Genomic DNA, 20,364 nt, shown 5'->3' with positions numbered 1-20,364 from the left:
TCTTGAGGGTGTTTCTATGCTTTCTTAAGCAACAAATACATAAAGTAAGGAGCACCAATTAAAGCAACGACAATACCTGCTGGGATGCCATTAGGTTCAACGATGTTTCGTCCAATAGTGTCTGCTAATAGCAATAGCCATCCGCCGATTAAAACGGCGATAGGCATGAAGATTTGATGTCTTGGGCCTACTAAAGATTTCGCGATGTGAGGAGCCATTAGCCCGATAAAGCTAATTCCTCCTGTTACAGAAACAGCTGCAGCAGCAAGCGCAACTGCTGCAATTAATAAGTATCGGCGTTCTTTTTCAATTTCAATTCCAACGCCGATTGCGACTGGCTCGTTTAATGCTAGAATGTTTAATCGATTTGCTTTATAGAAAACGAACGGAATGAATACGATTAACCACGGGAGCATTGCGAAAACGAAGACCCAGTCATCTCCCCAAATGTTTCCGGCGATCCATTTGGCGATAAAGTCCACTTTCATACGATCAGCGGATGAAATAAGGACAATCATCATTCCAGATAGTGCAAATGAAAAACCAATACCAGTTAATGTTAAGCGGATTGGCTGAAGTCCAGTTGATTTGCTATATGAAAATACGTAAATTAGAACAGCTGTCAGAAATGCTCCGATAAATCCAACGACAGGTAGTAAGTAAAGAAATGAACCTACATCTATTGGAAAGTATAAAAAGAAAATAGCAACAGCAACACCGGCCCCAGAGTTGATTCCGAGAATACCAGGTTCAGCTAAATCGTTTCGTGTAATTCCTTGCAGAATAGCCCCTGATAAAGCGAGAGCCATACCAGCTAATAATGTAATGACAATTCTAGGTAGTCTTAAAGAGTATAAAACAAACTCCTCTTTAAAAGTCCCTTGTCCCATTAATGTTGGGAGTAGTCGATCATAAGATAAAGATGCTGAACCGAGTCCCATTCCAACTACAATGGTTGTGATGGTTAGTATAAGTAAAGCGAGTATAATAAGACGTTGTTTTCTTAGGATAGATTGCATCATGAGAATGTTTTTCCTCCTTTACGTACAATGAATAGGAAGAATGGTAACCCTACAATTGCGACAATAGCGGCAACTGGTGTTTCGTACGGAGCGTTAATCGTACGTCCGATTGTATCTGCAAGTAGCATAAAGGAAGCTCCAGCAATTGCTGACATCGGTATAACAAATCTATAATCTGGACCGACAATTGGGCGTACCATGTGAGGCACCATTAAGCCGATAAATGCCATATTTCCGACGAGCGCTACAGAAGCACCTGCAAGTAAGATAATAATGATAAATAGAATGGTTTTAATAACAATAATTTTTTGACCTAGTCCAATAGCCACCTCTTCACTGAAACTAAGAACTGTCAATTTTTTTGCTAGTAAGATAGCGATAAAGATACTAATTGAAATGACTGGAATAATAATTTTTAATTGGCCCCAAGTTGTTCCAATTACACCCCCAGCAGTCCAAAGTGATACCTCTTGTGAAATTTTAAAGTAAATGCCAACGCCTTCTGAAATTGCAAGCAGAAATGCTGAAACGGCAGCACCAGCTAATACAATTCTAAGAGGAGAGAGCCCACCCTTTTTCACCATGCCAATGCCAAATACCATAATTGCGCCAATTGCAGCACCGATAAAGCAAGCAAATGTTAAGTAAAGATAGCTGATGGAAGGGTTGAAGGCTATCGTTAACGCAAGTGCAGCATTTGCTCCACCAGATAATCCTAATAATCCAGGATCTGCAAGTGGATTTCGTGTTAACCCTTGCATAATTGCTCCAGACACAGCAAGTCCAGCTCCTACAAAAATAGCAGCTACTTCACGTGGTAAACGAATTTCGCGAATAATAGATAGTTTGTCCCCTTTAGCGGAGGAAGTGAGTGCTAACCATACATCTTTTATTGAAGTATCTGCAGCCCCTAATACCATTGCCACCATAAAAATAAGAAAGAATGCAATTATGCTCAAAATGAGTTTGTACGTAAAAGCTATAGAACGTGGATTATTGTGATCTTTTGTCATTCGTTTCACATCTTTTCTGTTCATAGAATAAAGGAAGAGGAATTCTTAAATTAAGAATTCCTCATGTTTGTATTATTTACCAAGAAAGCTCTTCTTGAAGAAGTCTAGTTGGAAATCTAATGTAAGTGGGTCATTGAAATAGAATTCCATCATGTTTGCTTCGTATACGCGATTATTTTTTACCGCTGGGATGTTTTTATATGATTCTGTCTCTTGGAATGAGTTATCAGTATCTTTGTTTTTACTTACGATTAAGTAATCACCAGCAAACTCAGGTAATACCTCAGTAGATAATGCGTAGTAACCTTCTTTCAATGCTTTTTCTTTTACTTTTTCAGGCATTTTTAATTTCATTTCTTGGTACAGAATTTCTGTTCCACGGCCCCAGTTTTCGCCGTATACATAAAGCTGTTTGTTGAAGTTTTCTACAACAGAAACTGTTGCATCTTCACCGATTTTTGCTTTAATTTCTTTACCAGCGTCTTGTGCACGTTTCTTGAAGTCATCAACCCAAGTTTTTGCTTCTTTTTCTTTGTTTAATAACTTACCGATTTCTAAATGCTGTGTTAAGTAATCAACTTTTCCGTAAGTGTATGTTACAGTAGGAGCGATTTTCTTTAACTTATCAACATTTTTAATATTTGATAAACCAATGATTAAATCTGGATTTAGTTCAGTGATTTTTTCAACATTTTCATCTGATACTTCAGCAACATCTTTCAGTTTGCTATCAAAACGTGGGTTTTGTTTAGACCATGAATCTACCCCAACAAGATTTACATCTAACGACATTACGTTACCAGCAAATGATGATAAAACAACAACGCGTTTTGGATTTGCAGGCACTTCTACTTTACCATTTTCAGATTGGTATGTAATTGTTTCTGATTTACTACCTTTTGCATCGTTCTTTTTGTCTGTAGAGCCATTGCTACAAGCACTCATAACAAGAACGAAAAGAACTGTTAGTGAAATAAATAACTTTTTCATCGTTTTTCTCCTTTAACATAGATGATATGTGTATACAATAATTTGTTTAACTGCAATCTTTTTGAAAGAGTAGTGGTAATGCAAAATATTTATTAAAAATCTTGAATGTGAGATTCTACAATATAGTATTAACCATATTAATAAAAGAAGATGTAATCTCAAATTTGCTAATTATTAACAAATTGATAATGATTATCACTATTGATTCATTAAATAATATAATTTTATATAGGTGTATTGTCAATAGTAATTTTGATTGTAAATTTTGCGGAAACAGGTTATATTTTATTGAGAATGATAATCAATGATTAGTAGCTGAGGAGTGAAGGTGGATGAATAGAGAAGAATTGTTTGATGTAACCGTGATAGGCGGGGGACCTGCAGGGCTTTATTCAGCTTTTTATAGTGGACTCAGAGAAATGAAAACGAAAATAATAGAATTTCAACCACAGTTAGGTGGAAAAATACATGTTTATCCGGAGAAAATGATTTGGGATATTGGCGGATTATTACCGGTTACTGGTGAAAAGTTAATTGAGCAACTTGTACAACAAGGGTTAACATTTCAGCCAGAAGTTGTATTGAATACAAAAATAGAATCAATTATTCGTAATAAAGATGGTATTTTTACGTTAAAAACAAGCAATGGAGAAGAACACTTTTCAAAAACAGTGATCGTTGCAACTGGAAGTGGTATATTGAATCCACAAAAATTATCAATTGAAGGTGCGGAGCGATTTGAAGTATCGAACTTAAATTATACAGTTAAATCGTTAAAACGTTTCAAAGATAAAACGGTCATTATTTCAGGCGGAGGTAACTCTGCAATTGATTGGGCAAACGAGTTAGAACCAATTGCGAAACAAGTTTATTTAACATATAGAAAAGAAGAATTATCTGGGCATGAGGCACAAGTTAAACAACTTATGAACAGTTCTGCAGAATGTTTCTTTAATACATCGATTACAACCTTAATTGCTGGCGATAACCATGAAGCGATTGAATATGTAGAATTAACAAATCACGAAACAGGAGAGGTTTCTCAGTTAGCTATCGATGAAGTTATTATTAATCATGGATATGAACGTGACATTACATTATTAGAAAATAGTGAGTTAGATGTTGCAATTATAGATAATTATTATATTGCTGGGAATGCCAATAGTGAGTCTTCAGTAGATGGATTATATGCTGCGGGAGATATTTTAAAGCATGATGGGAAATTACACTTAATTGCGGGAGCATTCCAAGATGCTGGGAATGCTGTAAATAAAGCGAAACAATTCATTCAACCAGATGCAAGTGAGTACGGAATGGTTTCTTCGCATAATGAAGTATTTAAGAAGAGAAATCGTGAATTGATCAAGCAGATGATGAAATAATAAAAAAACAAGTATACCCCCATTTACTTCTCTATTCGAATGACGAGAGAGGTAAATGGGGGTTTTCCTGTTTACTATATTATCAATCATTATAATGACACCGGTTTCATCAGTTCATGTGAAATGAACGTTTTATTTGTAAATCTTCCTATAAAACAATGAATCTATGTTTTGCTGACGCAGAACAGTCTTACATTACGCTGTTCCTTTAGCTCGTTCGTTAGGAAATGGCATATTTAATATAGAAGCAATGTACTGCTTTCCATGCATTCGAGCTAATGATTCTAATATTTGACGGACACGTTTTGTAAGATGTCCTTGTGCTTTTATAGCTTCACAATATGCGTCATAGAAAGCGTATTTAGCCCAAAGGAAATCATCTTGTTGGAATAAAAAATGATTTTTGTACCATTCCCCAATTGTATGGTAACAATTGTTTTCATGTATTGCTGCGCTTTGAGAAAGAATACGATCAGATAAAGATGTAGTTAAATGCGAAATTGTGTTTTCTGTTTCAACCTGTAATGTTTTTTCTAACATTGTAATGATGTGACGAGTAGCCATATGTTAACTCTCCTTTGTGTAAATGGGTAAGACCATTCTATATTTAAAAAATCCTTACTATATTATTATACAATATATGGAATGCATCCACCTTCTTTTTAAATTGCATTTACAAAATCTTTTTTATTTGTTTACAAAAATAAAGTAAGATACAGTATATAGGAAAAAATAATAAAGGAATGAACGCGTTGTATATAACAGTAGAAGAAGCTGCGGAGTATTTGAATTTACCAAAGTCGTATATTGAAGAGCTAATTCAGCAAAAGAAAGTTCGCGCACTATTTGATGGAGAGCAATATTTATTAAATAAAGAACAATTTAATACACATTTAGAACAAATGGAGAAATATAAGCAATTAGTGGAAGAAATATTAAACGAACCAATTCCAGAAGATATGGATGTTAAAGACGAAGATTAAACGATGGGAAATCCCGTATGAAGATATGCAGAAATGTATCTTCATACGGGATTTTTTTGTGAGAAGATGCCGAATTTAAAAGACATTGAGTATTCTGTGTGATTTTAATAGGTAGTAGTCTACCATGTTAAAAGCATATTTTTTTCTAGCTAGGACAAACATAGAGAACGTAACCTGTACAGATACATATACTATCAGTGCAAAAGCTTATAAATTAATGGAAGGGGTTTTCTCGTGAGTATATTTCATTGTGATTTTTTGAAAGACTTAATTGGATCTTTTGTGAGAGTAAACAGGGGTGGTCCAGAATCTCAAAAAGGAACAATAATATCAGTATGTCCGGACTACTTCGTATTGCAGAATGAAAAAGGTGAACTTTATTACTATCAACTTAATCATCTAAAAAGTATTACAAAAAATGCGAAAGACTGCGGATCAAGTAAGTGCGAGTGGGAAGATTGCGCATGTGCAGAAGACTTTGAAGCGCTACTTCAAAGCTTCAAATATTGCTGGGTGAAAATTAATCGCGGTGGTCCAGAGAAAGTGGAAGGCATTTTACAAGATGTTTCTTGTGACTTTGTGACATTAATTGCAAAAGAAGAAGTTATATTAATTGCAATAAAGCATATTAAAAGCGTTAACTATAATGCATTAGCATGCGGAGAGAGCGATGAGAGCGACGATAGCAGTAAGGAAAGCAGTAGCAATAATTCAGGTCGAGCTCGTGCACAAAGACAATCAAGTAGAGGAAGATAATAAGAAAGGGGGATACGAAATTGGAGAACGTATTATGCTGCGACCAAATTAAATGTTTAGTTGGTGAGACTGTAAAGGTAAACCTTCGTGGACCAGAAAGTCGAGTGGGTGAGCTCGTATCGTTAGGCAAAGATTATTTAACGTTACAATTACCTCATGGTGAATTAGTGTATTATCAGTTGAAACATGTGAAGAGTCTAGTGAAGAAAGTGAAAGAAAGTAAATGTGGCGATTGCTATAGTTCATGTTTCTGCTCTGATGAGGATACTTTTTTAGATATATTAAAAGACTTGAAGTATAAATGGGTAAAAATTAATCGTGGCGGTCCAGAATGTGTGGAAGGTTTATTAAGTGAGGTACATCATGGATGTATTACACTAGTAAACGGCGATGAAGTTATTTATGTAATTAAGTCTCACATTAAGAGTGTGAGTCAAGTAGTTAAATGCAAAAAGAATGAAGATGAATAATGTTTAATAAATAAGAGGGGCATTATGAGGGAAAGAGAAGAACAATTTCTTATTTCGATAGTATGAAAAGGAATTACTTACTATTAAGACAGAACTTTGCCCTGATTATTTTTTTAGAAATGGAAGACAGGAAAGAAGAAATTCATAGGAAGGAGGATATAGATGAATGAGTTAAACAAAAGTATTGGAGAAAATATATATGTTAAATTAATCGGCGAAAAAAGATTTAAAGGTGTATTAATAGACGTAGGAAATGATATCGTTGTTCTTTACAATGGACAAGACTACGTATATATATCGTTATACCATGTACAATATTATAAATTTTTAAGACCATTTGATGAAGAAATCTCAAAACCAGATGTAGATTCTGTAATTAAGAGAGAATCCCCTTCAATTTCTTTGAGGAAAGTATTAAGTACTTCTAAAGGGATTTTCACAGAAATTTATGTAGCTGGAAATGCTCCAATACATGGATATGTTACAAGTATAATGAACGATTATATTGTTTTTTATAGCCCAGTTTATAAAACAGTATATATATCTTTAAAACACTTGAAGTGGTTAATTCCGTATAAAGAAAACCAAGTGCCTTATGCCCTCAATAAAAACGAACTCCCCGTAAATCCATTAAATATTACGTTAGCTCGAACGTTTGAGGAACAACTTATTAAAATGGCTGGAAAGATCATGGTGTTCGATTTAGGTGAGGAATCTAATAAAATCGGAAAGATGGCGAAGATTGATGAAGGGCATATTGAAATATTAAAAGCGCGTGATGCGAAAATGTATGTAAATATTCAACATGTAAAATCTGTCCATTGTCCGTAAGCTAGTTGAAAGGGCTGGCTTTTTCTTTTATATGCAGAAGAAAAGGTCGAGCCTATTTGTTTAGCACGATTTGAATATGAGGGGAAAAATGAATTGAATATAAATAAGTTAGTGTGACCGTTGAAGAGGAGGTCTTGTGCAAAATTATAAAAAACATGTAAGAGCCATCTTTTCATATATTCAATTTATTTTTTTGAGGGAGAACTGCTTAACTAATATATTAAAGGGGTTTTGTTGGTGGAGCAGTTTCCGAATTCGTTATCGATTACATTACTTGGTAGTGCTGGTGGAGCAGCAAAAGCAGTTTTAGCAATTTTAAATCAGGCGATAGTAAATGAAAAAGATCCGATTTATGAAGCAATAAAGAACGTTACATTTCATTTAGTTGATATAAAACAAAAAGATAGGGCTTATTATGATGAGTTGTTTCCAAATTTGAAAGAGCAATTGTTTTTATCCGAAATAGACCTCCAAGATGTAGTGACATTTAAACAGCACTTAAAAGAAAGTGGTACGAGCGTTGTTATTGATGTTTCGGGAGCAGATACAATTAGAGTAGTAAGCTATTGTAATGAACTTGGAATTTGTTATATTAATTCAGCCTTGGAAAATGAGGCAGTAGATCAGGACGATAGTTTAATTGGTTTTCAGCTTACGGAAAGATATACGCGGTTTGAGAAGGAGAAAGAGAAATTTACAAATACAAAAGCAATTATAGGTTCAGGTATGAATCCAGGTGTTGTTCAATGGATGGTTGTCGAACTTATGAAGGAACGTCCAAATGAAAAGCCAAAAGCATGCTATATAGTAGAACATGACACGTCATTTTTACATGATGCATCACTTATAAAACCTCATACACTTTATGCTTCATGGGCAGTAGAACGATTTCTAGATGAAGCGATATGGAGTTATCCGATGTATATGAGTCATCATCGTCCCCTTTACTTTTATGAAGATGTATATGCTTCAGAGTATAAAGTGAAGTTAGGGGAGAAAGAGTTCTATGGTTGTTTAATGCCACATGAGGAAGTTTTAATTTTAGGGAAAAACTTTAACATGGAAGTTGGGTTTCTTTACCGAATTAACGAGTATACAACAAATATAATTAGACAGAATTTAGATAAGGTAGAAGATTTATGGACCTGGAATCGTAAAGTATTTAATCCAGCTGAGGAAGAGATTGCGGGCGAGGATCTAGTCGGTGTATTACTCGTTTATGAAAATAGCGAGACATATATGTATAACGTGATGAATAGTAGTCAAGTTTTTCATAAATATAAAACAAATGCGACTTACTTCCAAGTAGGGTGCGGAATTTATGCTGGCTTGTGTAGTTTACTGTTCGATAACTTTAAACAAGGTGCTTATTATGTAGAGGAATTATTATTAAATACAGAAAGTAAGTATGGTGAATATTTAAATCTATATATGAAGGATTTTGTAGTGGGCGAAAATGAATTTTCGGATGGATTGCTGCATGATCGGGTAAGGTGGATATAAGTTATAGTGAAAAGGAAGGGGGAAATCTCCTTCCTTTTCGTATGATAAGGTTACATATTGCCCTGAAAGCAATTTCATACTTATAATTTAATGAGATAGTATGTAGAGTTGCTGTATTGATCATGAGGAGATTTATATGAACAAATTTAAAAGCTTGATTTATGAGGAAAGAGAAGCTTTAAAGGTATTTGTATTATTATTCTATATTATATTTTTCTTATATGACGTTATTCATCATTTTGTGTATCCTGTTATGAATATTAATGAGGCAAGGATAGGATGGCCTGAAGGTGGAATGGGGATAGGTGTGTATATATTAGTAATAGCTTTATTTCCTATCTCGATATACTTTCAAAAACAAGGTTATGTATATTTCGTGAAATATTTGTTTTTAATTGGGTATATGCTTATTGATCTTATTAATAACTTAATGATTTATTTAAATAGTGATCGTGTTTTTGAAAGTGGGAATATGGTTGAAATATTATTAATTTTATTTTCACCGATATTTGTGAATAGAAAATATTTTTATTTAGTTTCTTTGAGCGTAATTGGAAAGTATGTATTTTTCTCGTTACTATTACAAGATATAAAAGTTGTGATCCCGCTTGTTTTATGTGTATTCTTTTTTATTATTTCACATTCTTTGTTAAAACGATTTCAGTCGTATGTAAGAACAGTAGTTGAGATGATGAGTAATATGAAGGAGACAGAAAATCTTGCTGTAATTGGGACTATGTCTACAACAATCGCACATGAAATTCGGAATCCATTAACAGCTTTAAAAGGATTTACGCAAATGCAAAAAGAAAGAAATCCCGCAAATACGATGAGCTACGATATTATGTTACAAGAAATTGAAAGAATTAATGGGTTTGTTAGTGAATTGATGTTATTAGGAAAACCGAAATCAACGAATTATGAACGGTGTAATATACAAGGAATCCTTTTATATGTTGTACAGCTAATGGAAAGTTATGCAGCGCAATATAGAGTGAGATTTCATTTGCAAGTAGATGGGAATCTGCCTGTTATAAATGGTGATGATAAACAATTAAAACAAGTGTTATTAAATATAATAAAAAACGGAGTAGAATCAATGCTAGAAGGTGGAGATATTCATATCCGTGCATATGAAAAAACGGAAGGGCATTTATGTATTTCTATTGAAGATCAAGGCTTTGGTATAGAGAAGGAGCAGTTAGAGAAGATTGGAAAGGCTTTTTACACAACAAAGGAGAATGGTACGGGACTGGGATTAATGATTACATATAAAATCATTGAGGAACATCAAGGAAGTATCATGATTCAAAGTAGCATGGGAATAGGAACGAAGGTGGAGATTTTTTTACCGACAGTATGATGTGCTAGAAGAAAATATTTTTCAGAAAAGTGTTCTTGTTGTGTAAATATAAACATTTTATAAAATGTTTCAAGAAGGGTTTTTTTTATAAAATACTTCGTTTATAATGGAGGAAAATATCGACATGAGATTTGTTATTCATGTAACGGTTCGGTAGTGTTAGAAAAAGAAGGGGTGCACGCGCATCCTTTTTTCTATGCAGATATTATGAAAGAGGTGGTATGATGGAATTAACATTAAATTCGACTGTATGCTTACACACGATTCAATTTCGAAAAGAGCAAAAGAATTATATTGTAAAAGATACAATTACAGGAGAGAAATATGAAATGCCGCCACTTTGGATTGATGCATTGGCAATGATGCGTGACGGTTTTTTATTGGGGGAAATTGAGGAGAAATTAAAAGAAGAGTATCCAGACGAAAAAATAAATATGTTAGCCTTTACGAGGCAACTGTTAGAGCTAGAGCTTGTCGGAATGGTAGATGGGGAAGAGATAGCTTGTACAAAGAAGAAAGAGAAAGATTATTTAGCTTGGTTACGTCCTCGGGTTGAACAATTCTTTCTTAATTTAAATAAAAAAAATAGAAGCAAAGGTCAATGATGATCTTTGCTTTTTTGTATAGTTTGTTTAAAAAATTACAGCAAATGCTCTTGCAAAAGCACCGTCGCTATCTTTAATTTTTAAAGGTGCCGCTGAGAAGAAGAAACGTTTCGTGTGAATGGCATCTAAGTTTGTTAAGTTTTCGATTAAATAAATATTATTCCCAAGTAGTATGTGATGAATTGGTGATGTTTCTGTCGTTACCTTATCAGGAGAAATAAAATCTAAACCGACAGATTTTACTTTTAATTGTACTAGTTCCTCGGCTAATTCTTCAGAAAGATAAAAAGCTTCTTTCTCATACGCCTCTGTATTCCATTTAGTAGATAGATTGGAATGGAAAATAACAATATCTCCTTCTTTTATATCAGCATTGTGCAGTACTTCTTTAGGTAGTTTTCGTTCTTGTACATGAGTTACATCAATAAGAACCGCTTCGCCTACAAATTGATCTAGGGGTAATTGATCAATAGTCGTTGCGCCTGAAATGAAATGAGCAGGAGCATCACAATGCGTGCCAACATGAACGACAGAATGAAAATCTGTAACTTGATAGCCTGTCTCTTCAACGCTTGTAATGGCTCCTAAATTGATTTTTGGTGTTCCAGGGAATTGGGACATATTGTTTTCAAATGTTTGTGATAGGTCAATTACTTTCACTTTAAATACCTCCAATATAAGTTTTGAAATATAAAAAACTCACCTTTTATAATCAAGAAAGATGAGTTTTGCACACAATAGTTACATTTTATCTTTCAAAATGCATTGCATTTTGCAGGAATTAGCACCTATTCAGTTTATATAAACTGAGGTTGCTGGGCTTCAAAGGGCCGGTCCCTCTGCCTCTCTTGATAAAGATATATTTAATTTTAATTCTGAATATTCATTTCATTTAAATTGTAATTCATTTCCTTTTTTCGTGCAATATAAAATAGGTATTCACCCAAATAAAGCTGCTTGCATATTGTAGCTTATGTAAATAGAATGCTGCGAAGGAGTGAGTGCAGTGACAGGGAATGTATTGAATTATTATGCGGGTGGAAATACAGCTAGAGGATTTCATAATTTATACGATGAGAATTTAAAAGGGTTAGACAGATTATTTATTTTAAAGGGTGGCCCTGGAACGGGGAAGTCTTCTTTAATTAAGGTAATAGGTCGTGAATGGGTTGAAAAAGGATATGATATTGAACTTTTACATTGTTCTTCTGATAACAAATCGGTTGATGGTGTCATTATCCCGAAGTTAAAGGTAGGAATTGTTGATGGAACATCACCGCATGTTATTGAGCCGAAAATGCCAGGAGTTGTTGAGGAGTATATCAATTTAGGAGTTGCTTGGGACTCAGATAAATTAAGAAAGCAGAAGGTAGAAATTGAACGATTTGTTTCAGAAGCAAGCAAAGCTTTTCAAGCTGCTTACGCCCGTTTCCATGAGGCACTGATTATACATGATGAGTGGGAGAAAATATATATTAATAATATTGATTTTAATAAAGCAAATGAACTAACAGATCAGCTGATTCAGAAGCTATTTACAGATAAAGGCGGGAAACAATCGCTTGTGAAACATCGCTTTTTAGGAGCAGCTACACCGAAAGGAGCAGTTGATTTTGTTCCTAATTTAACAGAAGGGTTACCACATCGTTATTTTATAAAAGGGCGCCCAGGCTCTGGGAAATCAACAATGCTCAAAAAATTAGCTAAGGCAGCAGAAGAAAAAGGCTTTGCGGTTGAAGTATATCACTGTGGATTTGATCCGAATAGTCTTGATATGGTTATCGTAAGAGAGTTAGGGTTTGCAATTTTTGATAGTACCGCACCACATGAATATTTTCCAAGCCGTGAAGGTGATGAAGTTATAGATATGTATGCCCTAATCGTGACACCAGGGACAGATGAGAAGTATGCGACAGAAATTCGCGACGTGTCGATTCAATATAAAGCAAAAATGAATGAGGCGATGTCTTTCTTAGCGAAAGCAAAATCAGTTCGTGATAAATTAGAACGAATTTATATTGCTGCTATGGATTTTTCAAAAGTAGACGCATATAAAGAGGAGATTCAAAAAGAGTTTGAACGAATTGCGGTTAGTGTAACAGAAAAAAACAAGTAAAAAATAAGGAACTTTGGCAGGCTGTCAGTAATTTTCTGACAGCTATTTTAGTATGTAGTAAACTTAGTAATATATTTGTCGAATTTCCAAGGAAATAATCAAAAAATGGAGAGGGTATGAAATGAGAGAGAAAATTAGGTCGGAGTTAGAAAGAATTGAACAAGAGAATGATGTGAAAATTTTATTTGCGGTAGAATCAGGGAGTCGTGCGTGGGGATTTCCATCGAAAGATAGCGATTATGATGTTAGGTTTGTTTATATGCATCCGGTAGAGTGGTATTTATCAATTCATGATAAACGAGATGTAATTGAGTATCCGATTAGTGATGATTTAGATATAAGCGGATGGGATATTAAAAAGGCGTTACAACTATTCGCAAAGTCAAACCCAGCTTTACTTGAATGGATTCGATCACCAATTTTTTATTCAAAAAACTCTCATTTTCCAGAGCAACTTCAGCAAATGAGTGAAAAGGATTTTGATCCAAAAGCAACGATATATCATTATCTACATATGGCTTCAAAAAATTATCGTGAATTTTTGCAAGGTGAGAATATAAAGTTGAAAAAGTACTTCTATGTATTACGTCCTATTTTAGCTTGTAAATGGTTAGAGGAGAAAGAGACTTTACCACCTGTAGAATTTGATCGGTTAATTACAGAATTACCATTAGAACGTAGCGTATTAGATGAAATTGAACAGTTGTTAATAAAGAAAAAGGCAGGTACTGAATTAGATATTGGATTAAAAATTGAGGTGTTGAATCAATTTTTAGAAGAACAAATTTATTACTATGAGCAATATGTAAAAGGAATTGAAAAGGGATCAGGGATCGATATTGAGAGTTTAAATACGTTGTTTCGAGATATGTTGTTTGCAGTAAATGAAAAAGAGCACAAGTAAGTTTGTGCTCTTTTTCATTTTGTAGGAATAAAGAAAACAGATATAGCTGCAAGAAGACCTGCAAATGAGAATAAGTAAAAATTCCATGTTAATTCGTATTGCATTGTCATAATAATACCGATAAGAATAGGACCAGCAATTGCACCAACTCGACCAAGTCCAAGTCCCCAGCCTAAGGAGGTAGCTCGAATGTGGGATGGAAAGTATTGTGTTACATATGCATTTAATATTTGAGTAATGCCGACTGATCCAATTCCAGCAAGACCAATTAAAAGATAGATGATTGTAACAGATGGCTTAATTGTTAATAGTCCAATACATATAGCTGCCATAAGATAAGAAATGCTAATAACAATTTTAGCTCCTATACGATCCGCGATTGCTCCAGCAAATAATGCACCGATAGCGGCAGTAATATTTAGCATAAGTAGAAATGATAAACTAGATCCAAGAGGGTATCCTGCTTGGCGCATCATCTGCGGTAACCAAGTATTTAAACCGTATATTAAAAACATTCCCATTATATAAGTGATCCAAAAAAGCAGCGTCGCTTTTCTGTATTCTTTTGAGAATAAAGTAAGGAATCCATTTTTCTTTCGTATATTAGGTGGTTTTTGATGAATTTCATCTATTTTATGGAATTCAATTTGAAAACGATGAAGGATTTTGTCTACTTCTTCTTGGCGATTACGTGATAATAAAAATTGAATGGATTCAGGTAAATAACGGATAATGAAAGGAATGAGGAGCAGTGGGATCATTCCGATGCCAAACATAGTTCTCCATCCGAAATCTTCTAACATAAACATAGACAAAATAGCGCCTAATACGATTCCTAAAGGATAGCCAGTAAACATAAGAGCATAAATAAAAGATTGTCGTTTTTTTGGTGAATATTCAACGGTAAGTGCTGAAGCTGTTGGAATAACACCGCCTAATCCGATTCCTCCAATAAATCGAGATAAACCAAATAATTCAGGAGAAGGAGCAAGTGCAGCTAGACCCATTGTGATAGAAAAAAGTGCTAAACAACATATAAGTGTCCATTTTCGCCCAATTAGATCTGTAATGGTTCCAACTAGAATAGCGCCAATAAACATACCAAATAAAGCGTAGCTAGCAATTGTACCAGCGTGTGCCGGTGAAAGTGCCCAGTTTTTGTCTTCTAGGAGCTTTGGCAGAACGGCACCGTAAATCCCTAAATCATATCCATCAGCTAGAATGGCTAGCCAACAAATAAAAACAACAAGTTTTGTAATAGAGCTCGAAAAGATAATTTCTGTAGATTCTAGATGAGGTGGAGCTGAAGGTTGCATAATATTCACCCCTTTTAATTTGTAGATGAATATATTATTTTATTTTGTGTTAATTGTTTCCTTCTTGTACCGTGATTTATCCCACTTTATCTGAAAAGGTTTTATAGTAAATAAAGAAGTTCAACAGAAAACCTGTTGAACTTCTTTCAGCTGTTTACTCATTATCAACTCGTTTTAACGGTTGATCTGCCGGACCTTCAATAACATTTCCCTCAATTGAAAAGCGTGAGCCGTGGCAAGGACAGTCCCAAGTACAATCACCATTATTCCATTCAACTTCGCAGCCGAGATGTGTACAAGTTGTATCAACAAGATGTAATTTTCCATCTTTGTCCTTATAAGCACCTGCTCGTTTCCCGTTAACATGTACGACAGATCCTTCGCCAACTTCGAGATCTTCTGGCTTACGTAATGCAGTTTCAATCTTTCCTTCAATTAAATGTTTCGCAACATCAATGTTTTGGGAGAAGAACGTTTTTATATCTGGATTTGCATGGAAGCGTGATGGTGCATACAATTCTTTATATGGACTGTGTACTTTTAGAATGGAATCTTTCAGTAAATGAGCAGCAGCAGTTCCAGTTGTCATTCCCCATTTACGATATCCAGTTGCAACAAATATATTTGGATTTCTTTCGTTAATATGTCCGATATAAGGTAGCTTATCTAGCGTGATTAAATCTTGTGCTGACCATCTATAAGGAACTTCATCTACTCCGAACGTCGCTTCCGCAAAAGAATACAGCGCTTCATAATGAAGCATCGTATTTATTCCTTGTCCTGTTTTATGACTTTCTCCGCCAATTAAAATTAACTTTTCACCATTGTTTGTTGTATATCGTAAAGAGCGTTTTGGATCATCAATACTTAAATACATGCCACCTGGATAATCTGTTTTTGCTTTAATGGCAAGAGCATAAGAGCGTTCTGCGTACATTCGTGTAAAGAAAAAGCTATTCGCATCATAAAAAGGAAAATGTGAACAAGAGACAACATATTCACAAGTGATGCGATGTCCGCCCTTTGTAATGACTTGTGGATAATCACCCTTTTCTACATCAATAGCTGTAGTTTGTTCATAAACTTTTCCGCCCATCTCCACAAACTTTTCTAAAAGTGTTTTCAAATAAAGAAGGGGATGGAATTGTGCTTGATTTTTCATGACAAGTGCAGATTGTACTGGAATTGGAATCGATAGAGATTGAACATAGTCACAATGTATATTTAATTTTTGATAGGCTTCATATTCTTTCGATAAATTTCTTAATCCATTATCAGTAGTTGTATATAAATATGAATCTTCATTTGAGAAATTACAGTCGATTTTATATGTTTGCACAGTTTCATTAATAAATTGTAGAGCATGATTATTTGCTTCATAGTAAAGCCTAGCCTTTTCCAAACCGAAATGATTTATTAATTCATCATAAATTAGATCATGTTGAGCTGTTACCTTTGCTGTTGTATGCCCAGTTGTTCCGTTTAAAATAAGACCAGAATCAATTAAAACAACATCGATGCCTTCTTTCGCAAGTAAATAGGCAGTAGTAATACCTGTAATACCAGCACCGATAACAGCAACTTTCGTTTTTACATTTTCGGATAAAGGGGGAAAAGTAGGGATTTGAGTAGATTCAATCCAATAAGATAATGGGAATTGTGGAAATGTATCGCTTGTCATTATAGAAACCTCCCGATTTTAGAACAATTTTCCTTTTAATATTTCCATAAGATATGAAATTCATGTGTGCTGTTTTAGAGAGAGCCTATTTTTATTAAAAGAAAGATGAAATTATTTTAATATAATTATTTGATGTTGTGGGTATGAAGAGATAGGCGTTGTGTAAAGATAGATTCAGGTAAGTTTATTTGTTGTTTATACAGAGAATTCTTGAATAAGTTAGAGTCTATAGTATATGAGTATATGTATATAGATAATGGATGAAACCTTATAAAATCTATGTTTTTTCTTTAGTGAAATAAAGTATAATTATAAAAATATAACCAACTTTTATTACTAGGTCATAAAAGTTGTTGACAATATGGAAATTCTATTGATATGATTTATCATGTGGAAAGGTTGATAGAGAGTAAAAAGAGAAATGTTTTTCATTGATAATAAAAGCGAAAAATAAGTGACGATAGAGTGAGTATATTTTCCTTATACATAGATGCTTTTTAATCAGCTAGTAAAATCAATCTGGAAGCAAGAATTGATATATGTAAGTTGCGCAAGACGCGGCATAAGAAAGGGGCAAAAGGATGAAGGAGCTTCATACGTTTGGGTGGTATGCAGCACGTGTATCACCACATTTGCCGAAAAAAGCATTCAAACCAGTTCCTACTCGTTTATTTGGTGGACTGGCTTATTTGCTTGTGGCATTGGCGGGATTAATATCGATTGGTGTATTTGAATTGAATGTGTGGGCGAATCTAGGAATTGCGATTGTTCTTGGGTTATGTTTTGCTTCACTTGGGTTTTTAGGACATGAAATTTTACATGGAACTGTTGTAAGAAAGGCATGGCTTCGAGATTTCTTAGGAGCAATTGCGTTTATGCCATTATCAACAGGACCTAAACTTTGGAGAAAGTGGCACAATGCAACGCATCACGTTCATACACAACATGAAGAGAATGATCCAGATGCATGGCCTACACTTGAGAAGCTTAAAAAGAGTAAGTTTTTGAGCTGGGTATATCGTATGCCTCTGCATGTACGTTCATTCTTTAGTTTTCTGTCATTAACCATTCAATTTACATTGCATTCGACTCGAATGTTCTTTCATTTTATAAAAGAATTTAAGTCATCCAATCAAAAATCTGTATGGCTTCAACTTCTTTTGCCTTGGACAGTTTGGATTAGTTTATTGTTTATTATGGGACCTGGGAAATGGTTATTTGCATATGTGATACCGTTGTTAATTGCTAACTTTATTGTAATGGCATATATCGCGACAAATCACCGCTTAAATCCAATTGTTCCAGTAAATGATCCGTTAGCAAACTGTTTGTCAGTAACAGTGCCGCGTTGGGTAGACGTTTTACATTTCAATTTCTCATATCATACAGAACACCATCTGTTCCCTGCTATGAGCTCTAAATACTATCCGTTAGTAAAAGAGAAAATTAAAGAAATGTGGCCGGAACGCTATCATGAGATGCCAATGACAAAGGCTTTGGCAGCGCTATGGAATACACCACGTGTGTATTATCAAGGAAGTGAATTAGTAGATCCGCATAGAGAGCATTTCTATGGTTCTTTAGGAAATGGACTAGATCCTCATAATATTTCATATCGTGAGGAACATATAGAGGAAGAAGAGAGTATTAAAAAAATAAATCAGTAAAAATTAATACATGTTGCAGTGAAAAAGCAAGCCATTTCAGGCTTGCTTTTTTTTATAAAGAAACTTCCTTTTTTTTCTTTGCACTAACTTGAATTGAATTTGTTTCTTTTCTTTGTAGTCGCTTTTCTAAAAGATTAACAAAATAAGTAAATAGAAGAACAAGCACGAGATAATATAAACCAACGATTATGTATGTTTCTAATTGTTGGAAGTTACCTGCAGCAATTGATAAACCTGATCCCCATAATTCGGATAACCCTACATATGCAACGAGGGAAGAGTCCTTTAATCCAATAATAAATTGATTTCCTAAAGGAGGAATCGATTGACGAAATGCTTGCGGTAATACGATACGGCGCATTGCTAAAGGATACGGCATACCTAGGGAGCGAGCAGCTTCCAATTGTCCACGGTCGATAGATTGGATGGATCCGCGGAAAATTTCAGTAATGTATGCACCGTTATGGATTGCTAAAGCAATTGCTCCTGCCCAAAAGGGAGTAAAAACGACAACGGATGTAATCCCAAAATAGAGAATGGCAATTTGAACAATTAAAGGTGTACCACGAATAATGGCGATGTATACATGAGCAATACTATTTAAAACTTTATTGTTAGAGATGCGAAAAAAAGCGAATAGTAATCCAATTAGTGAACCCAGTAATAGGGATGTTAGTGTTAGTTGTAATGTGATAATAGTAGCCTTTAAGAGTGTGGGATAAGTAGACATAAAAATTTCAAACATATGTGTCACCTCATATTGTATGGATTTTGGTAGGGAATGAAATGCCCCACTGATTATTCTCTCGGACTACTTGGGAGTTTTACTGCCCAGAAATAGCGAGATAAAAAGTGGGGCATAATTTATGAAACATTTGAATAGCTAATTTACTTTGTTTTTTCCTCTTCACCAAGAATGTTACGTCCAAACCATTTTTTACTGATTTTTTCATACGTACCATCTTTAATAATTTCATCTAAAGCTTTATTTACTTTTTCAGCCATTTCTTTATCATCTTTACGAATAGCAATTCCCATTTCATCAAGGTTTAATGGTTTTCCAGCTTCTTTTATATTTGATTTACCTTCTTTGATCATACGTAAACCAACCATTTGATCTGTGATTACTGCGTCAATACGTCCAGGCTCTAAGTCCATAAGTGCAGTAATATCGCTATCGTATTCTGTAATTTGATCTGTATGTTTTGCAACAAGGTCTTTAAAGGTACTAGCTTTTACAACACCAATTTTTTTACCTTTCAAGTCTTCTGGAGAAGAGATAGATGTATTCTTTTTAGCAACAAAAATTTGGGCGCCAGAACGATAATAAGGATTGGAGAAATTAACAGCTTTTAATCGTTCTTCTGTAATTGCCATACTGCCGAGTATTGCATCATACTTTTTTGCTTTGAGACCTTGAATTAGTGTTTCCCACGGATTTGTAATAGGAGTAGGTTTCATATTCATTTTTTTCGCAAGTGCCTCACCTATTTCTACATCAAAACCGGCAAGTTTTCCGTCGTTTTCTTTATAGTTAAAAGGTTTATATAAGCCACTCATCGCATAACGAAATTCTTTTTCCCCATTTGAAGAAGTAGTAGAGCTTTCCTTACTACATGCTCCTAGTATGAAAGATGTACATAATGTAATACTCGTAACAATGGTTAATAGTTTTCTCTTCATAAAACCCCTCCTATATATTGATCATACGGATGGCTTTAAGTATGTTATTGAAATATTGTATTTAGATGATTAGTTGTGC

The 20,364-nt window shown here is 34.4% G+C and carries 20 protein-coding genes and 1 riboswitch; of the genes, 11 read left to right on the top strand and 9 right to left on the bottom strand.

Annotation, left to right across the window (positions count from 1 at the left end):
- Positions 1-14: 14 nt before the first annotated feature.
- Genes AC3WTI_RS24920 through AC3WTI_RS24910 form a run of 3 tightly spaced genes read right to left on the bottom strand, consistent with a single transcriptional unit; the run spans position 15 to position 3,025 of the window.
- Positions 15-1,022: a FecCD family ABC transporter permease gene (locus AC3WTI_RS24920; RefSeq protein ID WP_097840582.1), complete on the bottom strand. Its 1,008-nt coding sequence runs from the start codon at positions 1,020-1,022 to the stop codon at positions 15-17.
- Positions 1,019-2,059 (bottom strand): FecCD family ABC transporter permease, encoded by a 1,041-nt coding sequence (locus AC3WTI_RS24915; RefSeq protein WP_142286585.1) that lies wholly within the window; start codon positions 2,057-2,059, stop codon positions 1,019-1,021. Before AC3WTI_RS24915 ends, AC3WTI_RS24920 begins: the two co-directional genes overlap by 4 nt.
- 48 nt (positions 2,060-2,107) lie before the next feature.
- Positions 2,108-3,025 carry an iron-hydroxamate ABC transporter substrate-binding protein gene (locus AC3WTI_RS24910; RefSeq protein WP_253621467.1) on the bottom strand — a complete coding sequence of 306 codons (918 nt, stop codon included), beginning with the start codon at positions 3,023-3,025 and terminating at the stop codon, positions 2,108-2,110.
- A 332-nt stretch (positions 3,026-3,357) separates the two neighbouring features.
- Here AC3WTI_RS24910 and AC3WTI_RS24905 point away from each other — a divergent pair, with 332 nt between their 5' ends.
- Complete coding sequence (locus tag AC3WTI_RS24905) at positions 3,358-4,407, top strand: NAD(P)/FAD-dependent oxidoreductase (protein WP_087957350.1); 1,050 nt, start codon at positions 3,358-3,360, stop codon at positions 4,405-4,407.
- A 195-nt stretch (positions 4,408-4,602) separates the two neighbouring features.
- Here AC3WTI_RS24905 and AC3WTI_RS24900 read toward each other — a convergent pair whose 3' ends face one another.
- Positions 4,603-4,971 carry a hypothetical protein gene (locus AC3WTI_RS24900; RefSeq protein WP_000235479.1) on the bottom strand — a complete coding sequence of 123 codons (369 nt, stop codon included), beginning with the start codon at positions 4,969-4,971 and terminating at the stop codon, positions 4,603-4,605.
- A 179-nt stretch (positions 4,972-5,150) separates the two neighbouring features.
- On the opposite strand from AC3WTI_RS24900, the gene AC3WTI_RS24895 reads away from it, so the two are divergent.
- The 7 genes from AC3WTI_RS24895 to AC3WTI_RS24865 all read left to right on the top strand — a co-directional run bounded on the left by AC3WTI_RS24895 (position 5,151) and on the right by AC3WTI_RS24865 (position 10,918).
- Positions 5,151-5,390: a helix-turn-helix domain-containing protein gene (locus tag AC3WTI_RS24895; RefSeq protein WP_000993177.1), complete on the top strand. Its 240-nt coding sequence runs from the start codon at positions 5,151-5,153 to the stop codon at positions 5,388-5,390.
- Positions 5,391-5,624: 234 nt separating this feature from the next.
- Positions 5,625-6,146, top strand: coding sequence for a spore coat protein (locus AC3WTI_RS24890; RefSeq protein ID WP_087957349.1), 522 nt, complete (start codon positions 5,625-5,627; stop codon positions 6,144-6,146).
- Positions 6,147-6,166: 20 nt separating this feature from the next.
- Positions 6,167-6,616 (top strand): spore coat protein B, encoded by a 450-nt coding sequence (locus AC3WTI_RS24885; RefSeq protein ID WP_000432509.1) that lies wholly within the window; start codon positions 6,167-6,169, stop codon positions 6,614-6,616.
- Positions 6,617-6,778: 162 nt separating this feature from the next.
- Positions 6,779-7,447 (top strand): LSm family protein, encoded by a 669-nt coding sequence (locus AC3WTI_RS24880; protein WP_087957347.1) that lies wholly within the window; start codon positions 6,779-6,781, stop codon positions 7,445-7,447.
- Between the two features lie 237 nt (positions 7,448-7,684).
- On the top strand, positions 7,685-8,950 hold the full coding sequence (locus AC3WTI_RS24875; protein WP_098903164.1) for an S-adenosylmethionine decarboxylase related protein: 1,266 nt from the start codon (positions 7,685-7,687) through the stop codon (positions 8,948-8,950).
- A gap of 136 nt (positions 8,951-9,086) precedes the next feature.
- Positions 9,087-10,313, top strand: coding sequence for an ATP-binding protein (locus tag AC3WTI_RS24870; protein ID WP_098903165.1), 1,227 nt, complete (start codon positions 9,087-9,089; stop codon positions 10,311-10,313).
- A 224-nt stretch (positions 10,314-10,537) separates the two neighbouring features.
- The gene (locus AC3WTI_RS24865) at positions 10,538-10,918 is read left to right on the top strand and encodes a hypothetical protein (RefSeq protein ID WP_097840579.1); all 381 of its coding nucleotides are present in this window, start codon (positions 10,538-10,540) and stop codon (positions 10,916-10,918) included.
- Positions 10,919-10,945: 27 nt separating this feature from the next.
- Here the strand turns inward: AC3WTI_RS24865 and AC3WTI_RS24860 are convergent, their stop codons facing one another.
- Complete coding sequence (locus tag AC3WTI_RS24860; RefSeq protein ID WP_087957344.1) at positions 10,946-11,578, bottom strand: cyclase family protein; 633 nt, start codon at positions 11,576-11,578, stop codon at positions 10,946-10,948.
- A gap of 85 nt (positions 11,579-11,663) precedes the next feature.
- A riboswitch (SAM riboswitch) is annotated at positions 11,664-11,776 on the bottom strand.
- A 148-nt stretch (positions 11,777-11,924) separates the two neighbouring features.
- Between AC3WTI_RS24860 and AC3WTI_RS24855 the strand changes: the two genes are divergently transcribed.
- Together AC3WTI_RS24855 and AC3WTI_RS24850 are read left to right on the top strand one after the other, a co-directional pair.
- Complete coding sequence (locus tag AC3WTI_RS24855; protein ID WP_087957343.1) at positions 11,925-13,034, top strand: PRK06851 family protein; 1,110 nt, start codon at positions 11,925-11,927, stop codon at positions 13,032-13,034.
- Positions 13,035-13,155: 121 nt separating this feature from the next.
- Positions 13,156-13,938, top strand: coding sequence for a nucleotidyltransferase domain-containing protein (locus tag AC3WTI_RS24850; protein WP_087957342.1), 783 nt, complete (start codon positions 13,156-13,158; stop codon positions 13,936-13,938).
- A gap of 14 nt (positions 13,939-13,952) precedes the next feature.
- On the opposite strand, the gene AC3WTI_RS24845 is transcribed toward AC3WTI_RS24850, so the two are convergent.
- Both AC3WTI_RS24845 and AC3WTI_RS24840 read right to left on the bottom strand, forming a co-directional pair.
- On the bottom strand, positions 13,953-15,254 hold the full coding sequence (locus AC3WTI_RS24845; RefSeq protein ID WP_087957341.1) for an MFS transporter: 1,302 nt from the start codon (positions 15,252-15,254) through the stop codon (positions 13,953-13,955).
- 154 nt (positions 15,255-15,408) lie between these two features.
- The gene (locus tag AC3WTI_RS24840; RefSeq protein WP_097840578.1) at positions 15,409-16,935 is read right to left on the bottom strand and encodes an FAD-dependent oxidoreductase; all 1,527 of its coding nucleotides are present in this window, start codon (positions 16,933-16,935) and stop codon (positions 15,409-15,411) included.
- A 581-nt stretch (positions 16,936-17,516) separates the two neighbouring features.
- Here AC3WTI_RS24840 and desB point away from each other — a divergent pair.
- Positions 17,517-18,602 (top strand): Delta(10) desaturase DesB, encoded by a 1,086-nt coding sequence (gene desB / locus AC3WTI_RS24835; RefSeq protein WP_000661224.1) that lies wholly within the window; start codon positions 17,517-17,519, stop codon positions 18,600-18,602.
- A gap of 52 nt (positions 18,603-18,654) precedes the next feature.
- On the opposite strand, the gene AC3WTI_RS24830 is transcribed toward desB, so the two are convergent.
- Positions 18,655-19,347 carry an amino acid ABC transporter permease gene (locus AC3WTI_RS24830; protein ID WP_087957339.1) on the bottom strand — a complete coding sequence of 231 codons (693 nt, stop codon included), beginning with the start codon at positions 19,345-19,347 and terminating at the stop codon, positions 18,655-18,657.
- Between the two features lie 143 nt (positions 19,348-19,490).
- Positions 19,491-20,285 (bottom strand): ABC transporter substrate-binding protein, encoded by a 795-nt coding sequence (locus AC3WTI_RS24825; protein WP_097840577.1) that lies wholly within the window; start codon positions 20,283-20,285, stop codon positions 19,491-19,493.
- Positions 20,286-20,364 lie beyond the last annotated feature (79 nt).

Source organism: Bacillus sp. EB106-02-03-XG38 (genome assembly GCF_058792175.1).
Note: the sequence above shows the minus strand (reverse complement) of the source record. Positions and strands in the feature narration are given on the sequence as shown.

Bases quoted from the DNA above. Each gene is read 5' to 3' on its own strand.
- AC3WTI_RS24870 (WP_098903165.1), top strand. From the start codon at position 9,087: ATGAACAAATTTAAAAGCTTGATTTATGAGGAAAGAGAAGCTTTAAAG.
- AC3WTI_RS24850 (WP_087957342.1), top strand. From the start codon at position 13,156: ATGAGAGAGAAAATTAGGTCGGAGTTAGAAAGAATTGAACAAGAGAAT.
- AC3WTI_RS24840 (WP_097840578.1), bottom strand. From the start codon at position 16,935: ATGACAAGCGATACATTTCCACAATTCCCATTATCTTATTGGATTGAA.
- AC3WTI_RS24880 (WP_087957347.1), top strand. From the start codon at position 6,779: ATGAATGAGTTAAACAAAAGTATTGGAGAAAATATATATGTTAAATTA.
- AC3WTI_RS24825 (WP_097840577.1), bottom strand. From the start codon at position 20,285: ATGAAGAGAAAACTATTAACCATTGTTACGAGTATTACATTATGTACA.
- AC3WTI_RS24920 (WP_097840582.1), bottom strand. From the start codon at position 1,022: ATGATGCAATCTATCCTAAGAAAACAACGTCTTATTATACTCGCTTTA.
- AC3WTI_RS24845 (WP_087957341.1), bottom strand. From the start codon at position 15,254: ATGCAACCTTCAGCTCCACCTCATCTAGAATCTACAGAAATTATCTTT.
- desB (WP_000661224.1), top strand. From the start codon at position 17,517: ATGAAGGAGCTTCATACGTTTGGGTGGTATGCAGCACGTGTATCACCA.
- AC3WTI_RS24830 (WP_087957339.1), bottom strand. From the start codon at position 19,347: ATGTTTGAAATTTTTATGTCTACTTATCCCACACTCTTAAAGGCTACT.
- AC3WTI_RS24865 (WP_097840579.1), top strand. From the start codon at position 10,538: ATGGAATTAACATTAAATTCGACTGTATGCTTACACACGATTCAATTT.
- AC3WTI_RS24900 (WP_000235479.1), bottom strand. From the start codon at position 4,971: ATGGCTACTCGTCACATCATTACAATGTTAGAAAAAACATTACAGGTT.
- AC3WTI_RS24905 (WP_087957350.1), top strand. From the start codon at position 3,358: ATGAATAGAGAAGAATTGTTTGATGTAACCGTGATAGGCGGGGGACCT.
- AC3WTI_RS24915 (WP_142286585.1), bottom strand. From the start codon at position 2,059: ATGAACAGAAAAGATGTGAAACGAATGACAAAAGATCACAATAATCCA.
- AC3WTI_RS24895 (WP_000993177.1), top strand. From the start codon at position 5,151: ATGAACGCGTTGTATATAACAGTAGAAGAAGCTGCGGAGTATTTGAAT.
- AC3WTI_RS24910 (WP_253621467.1), bottom strand. From the start codon at position 3,025: ATGAAAAAGTTATTTATTTCACTAACAGTTCTTTTCGTTCTTGTTATG.